Genomic DNA, 15490 nt, shown 5'->3' on the forward strand with positions numbered 1-15490 from the left:
CAATTTTTTGGAGGCAAAAAAATTGGAAAAAATTAGGGTAAAACTGTTCCCTGTTCCCCGTTCCCTGTTCCCTACCTCCACTAAAGGACTTTTTCAGCAAGCCCTATGTAGAACAGTTTTCTAAAATAGGTAAAAAACAATGGAATCTACGCGAATATGACGCGGAAGATGAAAAAATATCTCTGGGAACTATACCCTTTGAAATTTCCCTACAGGATTTATATAACAAGGTTAAGTTTGAGCCTGTGGAACTACAGGGAGAAGGTGTTGAGATGGAGTAGAGAATTTACAAATATGCTCTTTTTGGTAGCAGGCGATCGCTTTTTTTCATCCAAATTACTAACCCCAGTTCCCTGTGAAACTGGGGTTATTAATTATCTGACTCTCACACATCACACAGAATTTTCTAGAATAACAGTTGATTGTAGTTAATTAGTTTTCATGCTCTTTTTTATGATGATTTGTGGGTTGATCAGTTTCGAGCAATTTTGACATGAATACATCTGGTTTTCTGCTGACAACTGAGATAATTCTGTCAATTGCAATCACTTCATTGATTTTTACCACCATTTCCCACAAGGTATCTTCTTCTGTTTCTTTGTTGTGAGTCCTGTGTTGAAACCACAACAAATCATCCCAAACTCGGATGACTTTTGCAAAATACCATTTGTCTCGTATCAGTATCCAGATTTCTTGGTCTAAGTATGACTGTAGAATAGATTTCACAATATCTCACATAAGAAAAAATGATGTGGTAAATATTAGGTGAGTTTTTCAGGCTAAATCAACAGTAGAAATACTACACATTAATTTCGTTTTCATAAAATTTATACATTTTGACTAGGCATTAATCAGTCCTATGATAGATTCAAAAATTGAAAAGCGTCCCAGTTAAAGAGGGACGCTGTTTTATGTTCTCCGTACAGAGAAGTTAAAAGTTAATTATCAGTAAGGTTAAAGCGATTACAAAGCGCGACTCATAGATATTCATCAACCAGGAGGCCAGGCCATTTGTCGTCCACCGAGAATGTGCAGATGTAGGTGGTAAACAGTTTGACCCCCATCATCACCCGTATTTATGACTACGCGATAACCATCTTTTAGCCCTGCGGCTGCGGCCACAGCTTTGACAGTTAATAACAAATGACCCAAAATAGCCTGATCTCCAGGTGTAGCATCGGCTAATTTGGGAATCGGTTTTTTGGGAATCACCAGAATATGGGTAGGGGCTTGGGGATGAACATCTGTGAAAGCTAGGGCTAAATCATCTTCATAAACGATGTTAGCGGGTATTTCCCGACGGATGATCTTACTAAAAATTGTCTCTGTGGTTTCACTCATGCGATTGTAATTACTCATCTGCTAGAGATTCTAAAGGTTTACTGTCTATAGAAGAAATATTTAACCAATGCTTGCTAGAGTTTGGAGTGCGTCAATTGTCGGCATCGATGCTGTAAAAGTCGGTGTAGAAGTGGATGTTTCAGGTGGTTTACCAGGAATCGTGGTTTTGGGGCTACCTGATTCGGCGATTCAGGAGTCGAAAGAGAGAGTTAAAGCCACATTGAAAAATGCGGGTTTTGCCTTTCCCATGCGAAAAATTGTGATTAATTTAACGCCTGCTGATTTACGTAAGGAAGGCCCTTGTTTTGATTTACCAATTAGTGTGGGGATTTTGGCGGCTTCTGAGCAAGTAAGTGCAGATTTATTGGGCGATTATATTTTTCTAGGGGAAGTTTCTCTAGACGGGAGTTTACGCCCTGTAGCTGGTGTTTTACCCATTGCGGCGGCGGCTGAGAAAATGGGGATTGCGGGTTTAGTCGTGCCTGTGGATAATGCTCAAGAAGCTGCAATTGTCCAAGGTTTAGATGTGTATGGCTGCAACAATGTGGGGGAAGTGGTGGATTTACTGAACAATCCAGGGAAGTACAAACCCGTCAAGTTAGATGTAGCAAAGAATTTACCCCACACAGTTCAAGGTGTTGCAGATTTAAAGGATGTCAAAGGACAAGCCCATGCAAGGCGCGCTTTAGAAATTGCGGCGGCTGGAGGGCATAATTTAATTTTTGTCGGGCCTCCAGGAAGCGGCCAAAACGATGTTAGCCCGCCGTTTACCAGGAATTATGCCCCCTTTGGGCTTTGCAGAGGCTCTGGAGGTGACGAGAATTCATTCTGTGGCTGGTTTATTAAAAAATCGTGGTACATTAGTGCGCGATCGCCCTTTTCGTAGTCCTCATCACTCTGCATCAGGGCCGTCTTTAGTCGGTGGTGGTGGTTTCCCTCGTCCTGGGGAAATCTCTTTATCTCACCGTGGGGTCTTATTTCTGGACGAACTCACGGAGTTTAAGCGCGATGTCTTGGAATTTCTGCGTCAGCCTTTAGAAGACGGCTTTGTTACCATATCACGCACCAGACAATCAGTTACTTTTCCGGCACAATTTACTTTAGTCGCCAGCACCAATCCCTGTCCTTGTGGCTACTACGGCGATACAATTCAGCAGTGCAGTTGTTCTCCCAGACAACGGGAACAATATTGGGCAAAACTTTCTGGCCCCCTCATGGACAGAATTGATTTACAAGTAGCAGTAAACCGTTTAAAACCGGAAGAAATTACCCAACAACCCACAGGAGAACATTCTGCGGCTGTACTAGAGAGAGTACAACAAGCACGCGATCGCGCTGCTCATCGTTTTCGAGAAGAACGAAATCTACTTTGTAACGCGCAAATGCAGAGCCGTCATTTATCACAATGGTGCAAACTTGATGACGCTAGCCGGAGTTTACTAGAAGCTGCGATTAATAAGTTAGGCTTATCTGCAAGGGCGAGCGATCGCATTCTCAAAGTAGCGCGCACTATCGCAGATTTAGCGGCTGAAGACGACATCAAAGCCCATCATGTAGCCGAAGCTATCCAATACCGCACTATAGATAGAATGCAGTAAAGGACATTGGCGATTTGATGTATCAGATGTAACGGACTTGATTTTCCATCTCATCTGCTGTCACTTGATTTAAAATTACTAGTAATCGTTGTGCTATTTCTTGAGGTGGGCGACGGACAGCATAAATTACACCGTAGTGCCTTTGTTCCCTATTAAAATAGACTTGTATTAGTTCTTCAAAATCGGTGCGGTTGTGAGTAACTAGGGTTCTTCTTTGATTAACAGCGTAAGCCAGCTGTTCTTCATCGCTTGCCTGAAGCTGTCCTGCATCTCTTACTGTTAAAGCATCAAAACCTCTTGCTCTGAGCAAATCCGCCACTAAAACATTGACATCTTCATCTAAGTACAAGCGAATGAACAAATTGCTCATAAATCTCGCACCAATGGGTCAATCAATTCATCAGGGATGCGGTTACGTTCAATATAAGCGTTAATTTCATCTTGATGATCGCTGTAATAACTCAACGCATCAAAAACTTGTGCCAAAGTCAGGTGAGGTAAGCCCTGGGGAATTTCTTCTGGAGAAACACCCATACGCCAAGTTTCAACTATCGCTCTGACTGATGTCCGAGTTCCCTTGATAATTGGCTCACCACCCAGAATATGCTCATCTTTGACAATATAAAGATGCTCTGTTGCTTGAACCATAACTGTAAATATAAAGAATCTTCCCAGAAAATAATTTTATCAATTGTGTCAGCTATACGACGATTAGACAGATAGGTAAACAGTTATCAGTCAAAAGTTAACTGATAACTGAATAACTATTTACTGACTTAAGCCTTTGGTTTGTACGTAGAAGCAACGTGCAGTTCCTTCAATTGCTTGACATCTACACCAGAAGGTGCATCAGTTAACAGACAACGAGCCTGCTGTGTCTTCGGAAAAGCGATGACATCTCTGATGGATTCTTCACCACTTAGTAACATCACCAATCGGTCTAAACCGTAGGCGATGCCACCATGTGGCGGTGTACCATATTCAAAGGCTTCTAAGAGGAAACCAAATTTATTTTGTGCTTCTTCTGGAGACAACCCAATCGCTTCAAACACCTGTTCTTGAATGTCCCGTTGGTAAATCCGCAAACTACCCCCGCCGACTTCAAAGCCGTTAAAGACTAAATCATAGGCTTGGGCGCGGGCGGTTTTTAAGTCTTGCAAATCATCGGGATGGGGTGCGGTAAAGGGGTGGTGTAATGCTTCTAGACGTTTTTCGTCGGCATTCCACTCAAACATCGGGAAATCCACAATCCAGAGAAGATTGATTTTTTCGGGATCAATTAAGTTGAATTCCTTGGCGACGACTTGACGTAATCTATCTAAAGTCTTATTGACAGTCACCACATCACCTGCACCAAACAGTAATAAATGTCCTGCTTGCGCGCCTGTACGTTGTAAGATTTCCTGTTTTTGTTCTTCAGACAGGTTGTCTTTAATCGCGCCTATGGTGTCAATTTCGCCGTTTTCTCGCACCCGAATATAAGCTAGACCTTTTGCACCAGCTTCACTGGCTTCTTTGAATAAATCGCCACCTGGTTTGATGCGGACGTTAGAAATTTGCTCGTTACCGTTGGGGATGGGGAGAATTTTCACGATACCACCAGAGGCGATCGCATCCCGAAAGACTTTAAAACCAGAGTCTTTCAGCACATCGGAAACGTTGACTAATTCTAAACCGTAGCGGGTATCTGGTTTATCACTACCGTAACGTTCCATCGCCTCAGCGTAGGTGAGACGGGGGAAGGGGGTATGTAATTCGATCCCTTTGACGATTTTGAAGATATAACTAACTAACTTTTCGTTAAGAGCAATAATCTCTTCCTGGGACATGAAACTCATTTCCATGTCCAACTGAGTAAATTCTGGCTGTCTGTCGGCGCGTAGGTCTTCATCGCGGAAGCAACGGGCGATCTGATAGTATCTATCCATACCCGATACCATCAATATTTGTTTAAATAATTGTGGAGACTGGGGTAGTGCAAACCATTCACCCTCATTCACGCGACTAGGTAAAATGTAATCTCTTGCACCTTCTGGGGTAGAACGAGTCAGCACAGGGGTTTCTACTTCCATAAAACCCTCTATGTCTTCTAGATAGCGGCGCATAGCTTTCACGACTTGATGACGTAACTGCATATTCCGCGCCATGCGATCGCGTCGTAAATCCAAGTAACGATATTTTAGCCGCAAGTCTTCTCGCACGCTTTCCGTGTCCGCGCTAGAAACTTGAAAAGGTAACTGCTTCCTTACAGCATTCAGCAGTTTAATGTGATCAGCGTAAATTTCCACTTCGCCGGTAGGAATACGGCTATTCAGTGATTCTTCTGGACGTTGTGTGACTCTGCCTGTAATTTCCACAACGTATTCATTACGTAGAGAGTTAGCCTGTTCGTAGGAATCTGGGGTGCGTTGCGGATCGCTGACAATCTGGACTGTTCCAGAGCGATCGCGTAAATCTAAAAATATCACACCCCCATGATCGCGGCGACGGTCTACCCATCCATACAAGGTAACAGTATCTCCAATATCTTCTTTTCGGAGTTCGCCGCAATAGTGAGTTCGCATAGTTATTAGTTCTGTTGTTCCAAGCTAGATTTACTGGTAAATGTCAAAGCTTTCCCATTATCCAGCATCCATAGTCATTGTAAGCAATACAAAATTCAAAAAGTCAATGGTCAATGGTCAATAGTCAATAGTCAATAGTCATTACTCATTACTCATTACTCATTACTCATTACTCATTACTCATTACTCATTACTTATTACTCATTACTCATTACTTCTCCCCTGCACCCCTGCACCCCTGCTTCCTATCTCCTCCGCACCGCCAGGGAGGGATTACCCCAAACGCTGACTACTCCGTCAAATCCGCCGCTAGCTAGCATTTGTCCGTCACGACTAAAAGCGATCGCACTTACCCAATCACTATGTCCAATTAGTGTATTTAATAACTCACCTGTAGATAAATCCCAGATTTTGATCCCGTCTCTACCAGCACTAGCTAAAATTTGTCCGTTGGGATGAACAGCGATCGCATTTACCCAGTTGTTATGTCCTGTGAGGGTGTAAACTAATTTGCCAGAGGTGAGATTCCAGACTTTAACAGTGCGATCGCGGCTGGATGTGACTAAATTCTGTCCATCAGGGGTGTACGCAATACCTGTAACTACATCCTTGTGAGCGATAAATCCCCTGATTAACTTCCCTGTGCTTAAATCCCACAGTTTAATGACTCCTTTTTTGTCACCACTGGCGATGGTTTGACCATCGGGATTCATAGCCACTGCATGAATTGTATTATCGAATCTGACTAATGTCGCTAGTGGACGTTGCTGTAGTAAATCCCACATCCGAATCCCATCCAAAGCACCACTGACTAGCACTTTGCTATCGGGAGATACAGCTAAGGATAAAACACTAGCACTATGTCCCACAAAGGAACGGGTAAATTTATTAGTTTTGAGATTCCACAGATTAATTGTGTTATCACTACCACAACTTACTAAAGTTTGTCCATCAGGGGAAATCACCAGGGATTCTACCGTAGTTGTTTGAGCTTTGGTGATACTCCTGATTTTTTTGCCGGTGATAGGATTCCACATCCTGACAATTCCATCATTGTAAGCACCGCCACTCACCAGCATTTTACTATCTGGACTAAAGGTGACAGAGTTCACACTGCTTTGATGTGCCATGATCCTTTGAAGGAGAACGGGATTGGTAAATGCTCCCGTTGCTTCTGGGGTATTGACAGTTGGGTTAGCATGAGCCGAATCAATTTTTAACCCTGTCCAAAGATTTATCGGCACTGCGATCGCCGCCACAAATGCCAAAATCAAATACAGGTCGTTTTTTCTCTGACTCCTCACTATTTTCCCTCACCTGCTCAAATACACCAATCACAAGCAATTTTGGATTTTGGATTTTGGATTTTGGATTCAAAATTCCGCTTGTTAATCTCCTTGAACTTTAAACCCATACCACCTATCCCAACTCAGCACCGGCTAAACGCCGCTATTCCGCTAACAGCAAGGGCTAACGCCCCGCTTCCGCTAACAGCACTCACCACTCAGCAATCACCACTCCCTAATAGGGCGGTTTTTTCTTATTCACCGTTAGCATAGGCAAAGTGGAATTAGATGAACGTGGTGGTAAGTAGTGTTGTACAACAGGCTCTTCTGGTAGAGGAGGTTGTTGCTGACTATTACGCCACAACTTAAAGGCGAGTGCTACGCCTGCTGTGCCTAAACCTACAGCAAATAATGACCAACTATCATCAAAACCACCAATTAAGGCATCGACTACACCCATAGTTATCAAGATGCTGACGATGGGTTCTCTACGGTAGGCTGACTTTAAAAAACGAGGTAATACAGCGTTCATCACAGCTTGGTTTATCCAGATTACCTTTTGTTGACTGACTTAAAATATAGTTACTCGTTTTATAGACAAAATCTACTTAACTAGCTTTGTACGCATTGACTCGTACTGGGTGAACTACGCACCTCTACATTGAGTCTTGTTGACGAAACAACGAATTCCCAACTAATTTATTTCCGATGTTCTCACTACAATACCTCATCTGCAAATTACTCTTCTCCAGAAAAGGATTCTGAAAAAGATTATAATTTTTTAAGGTTATCAGTTACGTGTAGTGATTACCTCCCTTGCAGCAAGTATTTGCCAATAGAAGCAATTACTCACACTCTCTAGTGTGCCTCGTAAATTAATGAGGGTAATTTGGGTTAAGTATTCCGTTATTAGTTAATACAGTAAAAACCAGCTAGAAGTTCCAGCTGGTTTCAACTCTTCTAATTACTAGCTTACAACTTCTACACTAAGAACTACTTAAGACCAAGCCAAGAAAGTACACCTTGATTAGTGACGTATTCAATTACCACCATCAACAGAAAACCAATCATGGCGGCTCGGCCATTCAAGCGTTCAGCATATTCGTTAAAACCAAATTTTGGCTCTTCTAGTTTGGGGCTGACTGTGGGTTGTACTTGTGACATATGACAAAAACCTCTTTTCGGCAAACGGGACTTAATAATCAGTTTTGAGCTAATGGCAGAACTTGAGTAAGGATAACTTAAACAGTTGTGCGATCGCTCGTTAACAATTCGTAATTATTCTTTATATATTGTAGAAACAATCAAGCAATCGTCAAGGGATAAATAGTGTGCGGTTTGGGGAAATTAAATAGGGAAAACTAATTATGTAAATAGCTATCTTCAATACGGAAGTGTCAGTTTGAGGCTGGCAGGCTAAATTAAATCAAAAATCAGGCAGAGGCGTTGTATGGAAATCGGCGTTCCCAAAGAGACTAAGGATCAAGAGTTTCGCGTTGGCTTGAGTCCTTCTAGTGTCAGGGTTTTGCGAGAAAACGGTCACAGCATTTTTGTGGAAACTCAAGCAGGTAGTGGTGCTGGGTTTACAGATGCAGATTATCAAAGCGCAGGGGCGGAAATTGTTTCTACAGCTGATGCTGTGTGGAATCGGGAATTAGTGGTGAAGGTCAAAGAACCATTATCTAGTGAATATAAATTTTTGCGAAAAGAGCAGATTTTGTTTACTTATCTGCATTTAGCAGCCGATCGCAAATTAACAGAGAATTTAATTGATTCTGGCACTTGTGCGATCGCCTACGAAACCGTAGAGTTACCTGGCGCAAACAGACTCCCTCTGCTCACCCCCATGAGTATCATTGCCGGTAGGCTAGCCGTACAATTTGGCGCGCGCTACTTAGAACGTCAACAAGGTGGTAGAGGCGTGCTTTTGGGTGGTGTTCCTGGGGTGAAACCAGGAAAAGTAGTAATTTTAGGTGGTGGTGTCGTGGGTACAGAAGCCGCCAGAATCGCCGTTGGTATGGGTGCGGCGGTACAAATATTAGATGTGAATGTGGAGCGTTTATCTTACTTAGAAACAATCTTTGGTTCGAGAGTAGAATTACTTTACAGTAGCTCTGCTCACATTGAAGCAGCAGTCAAAGCCGCAGATTTAGTTGTCGGCGCAGTGCTGGTATTAGGACGCAAAGCACCAATTTTAGTTAGCCGCGAGTTAGTGGGACAAATGCACCCAGGTTCGGTGATAGTTGACGTTGCAGTTGACCAAGGCGGTTGTGTAGAAACATTACACGCTACATCCCACACCAACCCTGTATACATTGAGGAAGGCGTAGTGCATTATGGCGTTCCCAATATGCCAGGAGCAGTCCCTTGGACAGCCACCCAAGCCTTAAATAACAGTACACTACCTTATGTGGTGCAGTTGGCTAATTTGGGACTCAAAGCATTAGACGTGAACCCCGCCTTAGCTAAAGGTTTGAACGTGCAGAATCATCGTTTAGTACATCCGGCGGTGCAGGAAGTATTTCCTGATTTAGTTAGTTAATTACCGCCTCATAATTTATTTTTAATCTTGATTTGGTCTTGGGTTTCTATTTATTGAGATAATCCAAGACTTTTTTTGTGAAGTTTGACTAATTGTCTTTTGACAAATATCATCAATCAACCCAAAATTTAGACACAATTTCCCTATCTATAGGTAGATGTAATATTCACTAAATAAAGTTTACCAAGTAAATACAAAAGAAATTTACGGGGCTACTTATCATAATTTCTTCTTAATAAAAAGTCCTAATTTATCTGTAATCAATGATTTTTATATAAGAGTAATTTTGATGAAAATTAATTCTTTCCATGCTTAAATAATCCTTACGGAAATCAATATAAAATTACAATTTGTATAAACTTTTGATACCTGTAAAGACGCTGAATCTTTCACAATGAGGGGAATAAAGCATGGAATTTTTATCTGATTCCGTGGTGTTATCACGGATGCAATTTGCCTTAACTGCAATTTTTCATATGCTTTGGCCTGTCCTGACTACGGGGATGGGAATTTATTTAGTAATTGTGGAAGGGATTTGGCTCAAAACGAAAAATCCTGACTATTATCTTCATGCGCGCTTTTGGTCAAAATTTTACGTGCTGAATTTTGGTATCGGTGTCGCGACTGGTATCCCGATGGAGTTTCAGTTTGGGACAAATTGGGCCCCTTTTTCGGAAGCTGTCGGTAACTTTTTTGGGAGTGTGATTGGTTTTGAAGCTTCTTGGGCGTTTATGCTAGAAGCGGCTTTTTTAGGAATTATGTTATTTGGATGGGAAAGAGTAAATCCTGCCATTCACTATCTTTCTACTATTTTGGTGGCTGTGGGTGCGAATCTTTCCACGGTTTGGATTTTGACGGCTAATTCTTGGATGCAAACTCCAGCCGGCGGGGAATTAGTGGACGGTAAGTTTATTGTTCATGATTATTTTCAAGCCATTTTAAATCCTTTTATGGTCAACAGTGTGCTGCATATGTTTTTTGCCACACTGGAGACATCTTTATTTGTGATTGGAGGAATTAGTGCTTGGTATATTCTTCAGCAACGCCACGCGGAGTTTTTTGCTAAGTCTTTGAAGATTGCCTTAGCAGCTGCGATCGCAGTTGCCCCATTACAAATATACATCGGACACCTAAGCGGCGAACAAGTCTATCACTATCAACCCACAAAACTCGCCGCAATGGAAGCCCAGTGGAACAGCACACCAGCCGGACAACCCGCAGACTGGAGTTTACTAGCAATACCCAACGAAAAAGCTGAGAAAAATGATTGGGAAATCACTATTCCCAACGCACTGGGTTACATATTGGAATTTAAGCAGAACCTTTCCGAACCTGTGCGCGGTTTGAAAGAGTGGAAAGCAAGCGATCGCCCCCACATGATAGGTTTAATTTACTACGCTTTTCGTACCATGATTGGTATTGGCTTTTTCTTTGCGGGGTTAATGTTATTTAGTACCCTGCAATGGTTGCGTGGTAAACTTGCAGCCACAAATATTAGTCAACAGCGTTGGTTAATGCGAGCGTGGGTATTAGCTGCACCGTTAGGATACATCGCTGTAGAATCTGGGTGGATTGTGCGTTGTGTAGGTAGACAACCCTGGACACTATACGGACAGATTCGCACAGTTGATTCTGCTTCCCGTTTACCTGCAAGTAATGTATTAGTTTCACTGACTGGTTTTGCTGTAGTTTATACCATCTTATTTATTACAGCCATGTACTTTGGTAGTCGTATCATCCGCACAGGGCCGAATTTAGAATTACCCATCCCAGGAACAGAAGTCACCAAACCCGCAGTTGATACCACCCCTGGAGAGTTTGTCCCCGATGAACGTCCCGTGGAGGCGCAGCAGTAGGAGACTGAGGAGGTAGAGGGCAGGGGGCAGGGGGCAGGGGAGATAAGGTAGACAAGGTAGAATCTTTTACCTAATGACTATTGACTATTGACTATTGACTATTGACTAATTATGGAAACACTTCAATATTTTCTTCCACAAATTTGGTTTGTCATCTTAGCTTTATTTCTCTTTCTCTACGTCATGCTAGATGGCTTTGATTTAGGCGTGGGGATTTTATCTCTCACATCTTCCGATGATGAACGTCGGGGAATTCTGATGACTAGTTTAAGTAACATTTGGGATGCTAATGAAACTTGGTTAGTTCTCATGGGTGGGGGTTTGTTTGGTGCATTTCCCTTGGCTTACGGCACAATTTTAAACGCCTTGTATATCCCTATTTTGGTGATGGTATTTGGGTTTATTTTTCGGGGTGTGGCGTTTGAATTTCGGGAATTATCTAGACGCAAACTGTTTTGGAATTTCGCCTTTGGTGCAGGAAGTTTTACCGCCGCACTGGGACAAGGTTTTGCTTTGGGTGCGGTACTCAAAGGTATTAAAGTTGATGAGACAGGACACTTTATTGGTAGTACCTGGGACTGGTTCAGTTTACCATCGGTATTGGTAGCATTAACTTTGATTCAAGGTTATGTGTTGATTGGTTCTACCTATCTTGTCTGGAAAACCACAGGAGAATTACAAGAAACGCATTACAAAACCGCTAAAATTGCTGCATGGACTACTTTAATAGGTGCAGTTTTCATTACAGTTAGCACACCATTTATTTATGAAAATGCTAGAGTGCGTTTATTTCAACAACCACTAGTTTATATTTTTGCTGTAATTCCAATTTTAGGAGTTTGGTTAGTTTGGCAACTTTTGAATAGTCTGAATCGCAAAGAAGAACGCGCGCCTTTTATTTGGACGATTCTATTATTTGTGTTGTCATTTATCGGTTTAGGTTTGATTGTTTTTCCTTACATTATTCCCCCACAAATTACCATTTATGAAGCGGCGGCTGACCCTAGTTCGTTGGTAATTATGATCATCTTCATCGGCTTTTTAATTCCGGTGATGTTGTTCTATAACCTTTACCAATACATTGTTTTCCGAGGTAAAGTCACTGGTAACGGTTACGGGGAGTAGGATAATAATAAGTGGGAACTCTACATATCAACCAATTGGCTGATTACCAGGGTTGACTGCATGAATAAATTCACTACCTGATTGTGGTCTACCACGTTTATAACTAGCTTCTTCTGGTTTACCCCATCCCATCTGTAATATCATTTCTAAAAAATTAGGGTTTTCCCATTTCCACAAACTAGCCCATTCCGTTCTTTGAGCTATTCTTTCCACATCAGATGTAGTGATTTTTTGATATTGTTTGCTGTTGTTAAAACTCAAATATAAGTCCATCTGTGCAGTGACTTCATCCCAAAAATTCAGAATAGTATCTTTGGCTGATTTGATAATTTCTAAATCACTAGCTAGCGCAATTAATTGAGTATCCACTTCTGGGTAACGCAAGGTTTTACCTTTGACTGTCATCTCGCGCCAAACAATCCCAGAAACTTGATATTCCTGCTGATAATTGTGAATAGCCGCTTTAAAATCTTGATAGGCTGTGAATTTTTGCAGTCCCTCTGTTCTGATAAACTGATCGATTACAGGATTACCAGATACATTAACTTCCAATTTTAGACGTTCTCCTTTAAGGCAAGCTTGGCGTTCAGCTGCCAAAATTTCAATTAGCTCATCAGTAGTATAAACCTTTGACATCAGCAACCACTCTACTAGTCATTGGTCATTAGTTATCAGTCATTAGTCATTAGTCATTAGTTACTGCTTTTGACCTTTGACTTTTGACTTTGAACTATGGACTAAATTTCAACATAGCTTTTACAGGATGAAAAATGCAGTAACAAATGGCACTAAAATTCAGGGCAGACCAATTTGGTCTACCCTCATTGTTATTTAGCTAACTCACTACTGAACTCATTGAACGATCGCCGTTTCAACTGCACTGACTCGGTACGAGGTAGTAAATCAAACACTTCTCGCAGTCTATCATCTATCTCTTCAAAAGGTACTTGACCCTGTTTATTTAAAACTACCTTACCCGACTGATTTAAAACTACAACTTGCGGTACACCTCCAGTGTAGTAATATCCTGGTTCTGTGGGGTCATAGCTTTTTTTGTTGGGGATGGTATCAACGCTAATGGGCATAATCTCAGCGGCTTGACCGTAAAATTCTTGTACCCTTGAAATCACGATCGCATATTCCTTACAGTCGCGGCTATCATCCACATAAAAAGCCAACACCGTCGGTTTATGTTCAGCTAAAGACTGGGCGAGGGTTTGTCTGGGAGGTACTAACGAACCATTACCCGCATACACCACAAACATATTGCCATCATAATTATCATCGTTAATACCAGCCCAAGCTGGCTGCATACCGATAATTAACAAACAAATCAGCAATGACAGACATTTGGAAACCAACCACCGCCAGTCAGCAATTTTTTTATGTAAAACAGGAAACTTGATACTAATCATCAAAAAGCACCTTGCAAGCTACTATTTATCGTTAGGTGTGCTGAATAAGGCAACCAGGGCTGGATATATAAAACAGGGAACGGGGAACGCGGAACAGAGTTAAGAGTATATTTAACTTCTGTACCATATTTACCTGCTACGTGCCGTAATTATGGCTGTCCACCATTTTTTAAGATAACTCCTAGTGGGATCTGTGGGGAATGGGGGCTGGGGATTGGGGATTGGGGACTGGGGACTGGGTATTGGGGATTGGGGACTGGGTATTGGGGACAAGGTGGACAAGGTAGCAAAAACTAATGACTAATGACTATTGACTAATGACTATTGACTATTGACTAATGACTATTGACCATTGACTATTGACTATTGACTAAAGATTTAGGGTTATAGATGTGGGTAATAAGATAAAACTTATAGATAGAGTGCGTTTAGGGTTTGCGGTGTTGGTGGCGAAAAGTGTCACCTTTGGGGTGCGATCGCTGCGGTTGGGTGCTGCTAGTGTATTACCAGGGGCGATCGCGCGCCGTATTGAACCCAGGCTGTTACAATTGTTGAGCCAGCAAGTTAAAAATGGCGTGATTATCATTGCTGGGACTAATGGTAAAACTACTACGGCGTTGTTGTTACGCACGATATTAGAAAATAAAGGCTTCCGCGTTTGTCATAACTCCACGGGTGCAAATCTGGAAAATGGTTTGATGACGGCTTTTCTGGAAAGTACCAATTTGGTGGGAACGCTTGATGTTGACTATGCAATTTTGGAGGTAGATGAGAATATTGTCCCCAAGGTATTAACACCACTCCAACCAAAAGCTATTTTATGTTTGAATTTATTTCGGGATCAACTTGATAGATATGGTGAAGTTGATACTATTAGTAAACGCTGGACAAAAGTTATTGCAACTCTCCCGCCGGAAACAGTTGTTATTCCTAATGCTGATGACCCCACTTTATCCCATCTCGGTCAACAGTTACCCCAAAAAGTCTTATTTTTTGGCTTAAATGAACCACAACATTATTTAGAAGCTATTCCCCATGCTGTTGATTCTATATATTGTCCCAGATGTGGACATTCTTTAGATTACCAAGGTGTGTATTTATCTCACTTAGGCGATTTCACTTGTCCTAGTTGTGGGTTTACTAAGAGTCAACCAGCCTTAGTTAGTAGCGAATGGCAACAAATTTTAGTTGGTTTATATAACAAATACAATACTTTAGCAGCCGCCACTGCCGCTAAAGAATTAGGTGTAGATGAAAATACAATTCGCAATACTATTAATAACTTTCAAGCTGCTTTCGGTCGTGCAGAAGATTTAGTAATTGATGGTAAACGTGTCAGAATTTTATTATCAAAAAATCCCGTCGGTACAAATGAAACGATTCGTGTCGTCACCCAAAGCACCGATAAAACCACATTAATGGTATTAAACGATCGCACCCCCGATGGTACAGATGTATCCTGGATTTGGGACGTAGACACAGAAAAACTAGTCGAACGTGGCGGTACATTAATAGTGAGTGGCGATCGCGTCTATGATATGGCTTTACGTCTGCGTTACAGCGAAAAAACGCCCCAAAGTAATATAAATTTAATTGTCGAAGAAGACTTAAAGCAAGCGATCGCCACAGCCTTAGAACACACACCCCCGAATGAAACCCTGCACATCCTCCCCACTTACTCAGCCATGCTAGAAGTGCGAGAAGTTCTCACAGGTAGAAAAATCCTTTAAATTAGGGACTGGGTATTAGGGATTAGGTATTAG

At 41.8% G+C, this 15490-nt stretch carries 14 protein-coding genes and 1 pseudogene; 5 read left to right on the top strand and 10 right to left on the bottom strand.

Going from position 1 to position 15490, the window contains the following annotated elements:
* Window positions 1-432: 432 nt before the first annotated feature.
* Both CV014_RS09490 and CV014_RS09495 read right to left on the bottom strand, forming a co-directional pair.
* Complete coding sequence (locus CV014_RS09490) at window positions 433-726, bottom strand: DUF6679 family protein (protein WP_236141796.1); 294 nt, start codon at window positions 724-726, stop codon at window positions 433-435.
* Window positions 727-990: 264 nt separating this feature from the next.
* Window positions 991-1341, bottom strand: coding sequence for a histidine triad nucleotide-binding protein (locus CV014_RS09495; RefSeq protein WP_236141797.1), 351 nt, complete (start codon window positions 1339-1341; stop codon window positions 991-993).
* Between the two features lie 67 nt (window positions 1342-1408).
* On the opposite strand from CV014_RS09495, the pseudogene CV014_RS09500 reads away from it, so the two are divergent.
* Window positions 1409-2939: pseudogene (locus CV014_RS09500) on the top strand (YifB family Mg chelatase-like AAA ATPase).
* Window positions 2940-2961: 22 nt separating this feature from the next.
* On the opposite strand, the gene CV014_RS09505 reads toward CV014_RS09500, so the two are convergent.
* The 6 genes from CV014_RS09505 to CV014_RS09530 form a co-directional block, all read right to left on the bottom strand.
* Complete coding sequence (locus CV014_RS09505; protein ID WP_236141798.1) at window positions 2962-3309, bottom strand: DUF5615 family PIN-like protein; 348 nt, start codon at window positions 3307-3309, stop codon at window positions 2962-2964.
* The gene (locus tag CV014_RS09510) at window positions 3306-3587 is read right to left on the bottom strand and encodes a DUF433 domain-containing protein (protein WP_103139068.1); all 282 of its coding nucleotides are present in this window, start codon (window positions 3585-3587) and stop codon (window positions 3306-3308) included. The genes CV014_RS09505 and CV014_RS09510 overlap by 4 nt, the downstream gene beginning before the upstream one ends.
* 128 nt (window positions 3588-3715) lie before the next feature.
* Window positions 3716-5503, bottom strand: coding sequence for an aspartate--tRNA ligase (gene aspS / locus CV014_RS09515; protein ID WP_236141799.1), 1788 nt, complete (start codon window positions 5501-5503; stop codon window positions 3716-3718).
* A gap of 245 nt (window positions 5504-5748) precedes the next feature.
* The gene (locus CV014_RS09520; protein WP_236141800.1) at window positions 5749-6807 is read right to left on the bottom strand and encodes a WD40 repeat domain-containing protein; all 1059 of its coding nucleotides are present in this window, start codon (window positions 6805-6807) and stop codon (window positions 5749-5751) included.
* Between the two features lie 217 nt (window positions 6808-7024).
* Window positions 7025-7321 carry a hypothetical protein gene (locus tag CV014_RS09525; RefSeq protein WP_236141817.1) on the bottom strand — a complete coding sequence of 99 codons (297 nt, stop codon included), beginning with the start codon at window positions 7319-7321 and terminating at the stop codon, window positions 7025-7027.
* 461 nt (window positions 7322-7782) lie between these two features.
* Window positions 7783-7953: a chlorophyll a/b-binding protein gene (locus CV014_RS09530; RefSeq protein ID WP_157943303.1), complete on the bottom strand. Its 171-nt coding sequence runs from the start codon at window positions 7951-7953 to the stop codon at window positions 7783-7785.
* Window positions 7954-8239: 286 nt separating this feature from the next.
* Here CV014_RS09530 and ald point away from each other — a divergent pair, with 286 nt between their 5' ends.
* From ald to cydB, 3 genes are all read left to right on the top strand, one after another.
* Complete coding sequence (gene ald, locus CV014_RS09535; RefSeq protein WP_236141801.1) at window positions 8240-9331, top strand: alanine dehydrogenase; 1092 nt, start codon at window positions 8240-8242, stop codon at window positions 9329-9331.
* A gap of 410 nt (window positions 9332-9741) precedes the next feature.
* Entirely contained in the window at window positions 9742-11187 is a 1446-nt protein-coding gene (locus tag CV014_RS09540; RefSeq protein ID WP_236141802.1) for a cytochrome ubiquinol oxidase subunit I, read from the top strand.
* A gap of 111 nt (window positions 11188-11298) precedes the next feature.
* Window positions 11299-12312: a cytochrome d ubiquinol oxidase subunit II gene (gene cydB, locus CV014_RS09545; protein WP_236141803.1), complete on the top strand. Its 1014-nt coding sequence runs from the start codon at window positions 11299-11301 to the stop codon at window positions 12310-12312.
* Between the two features lie 27 nt (window positions 12313-12339).
* Here the strand turns inward: cydB and CV014_RS09550 are convergent, their stop codons facing one another.
* A complete protein-coding gene (locus CV014_RS09550) occupies window positions 12340-12948 on the bottom strand; it encodes a hypothetical protein (RefSeq protein WP_236141804.1) in 609 nt (202 codons plus the stop codon).
* Window positions 12949-13139: 191 nt separating this feature from the next.
* The gene (locus CV014_RS09555; RefSeq protein WP_236141805.1) at window positions 13140-13727 is read right to left on the bottom strand and encodes a thylakoid membrane photosystem I accumulation factor; all 588 of its coding nucleotides are present in this window, start codon (window positions 13725-13727) and stop codon (window positions 13140-13142) included.
* A gap of 392 nt (window positions 13728-14119) precedes the next feature.
* Between CV014_RS09555 and CV014_RS09560 the strand changes: the two genes are divergently transcribed.
* Entirely contained in the window at window positions 14120-15457 is a 1338-nt protein-coding gene (locus tag CV014_RS09560) for a Mur ligase family protein (protein WP_236141806.1), read from the top strand.
* The last annotated feature ends 33 nt before the right edge of the window (window positions 15458-15490 follow it).

This window comes from Nostoc sp. CMAA1605 (genome assembly GCF_021596505.1).
Taxonomy (GTDB): Bacteria; Cyanobacteriota; Cyanobacteriia; order Cyanobacteriales; family Nostocaceae; genus Trichormus.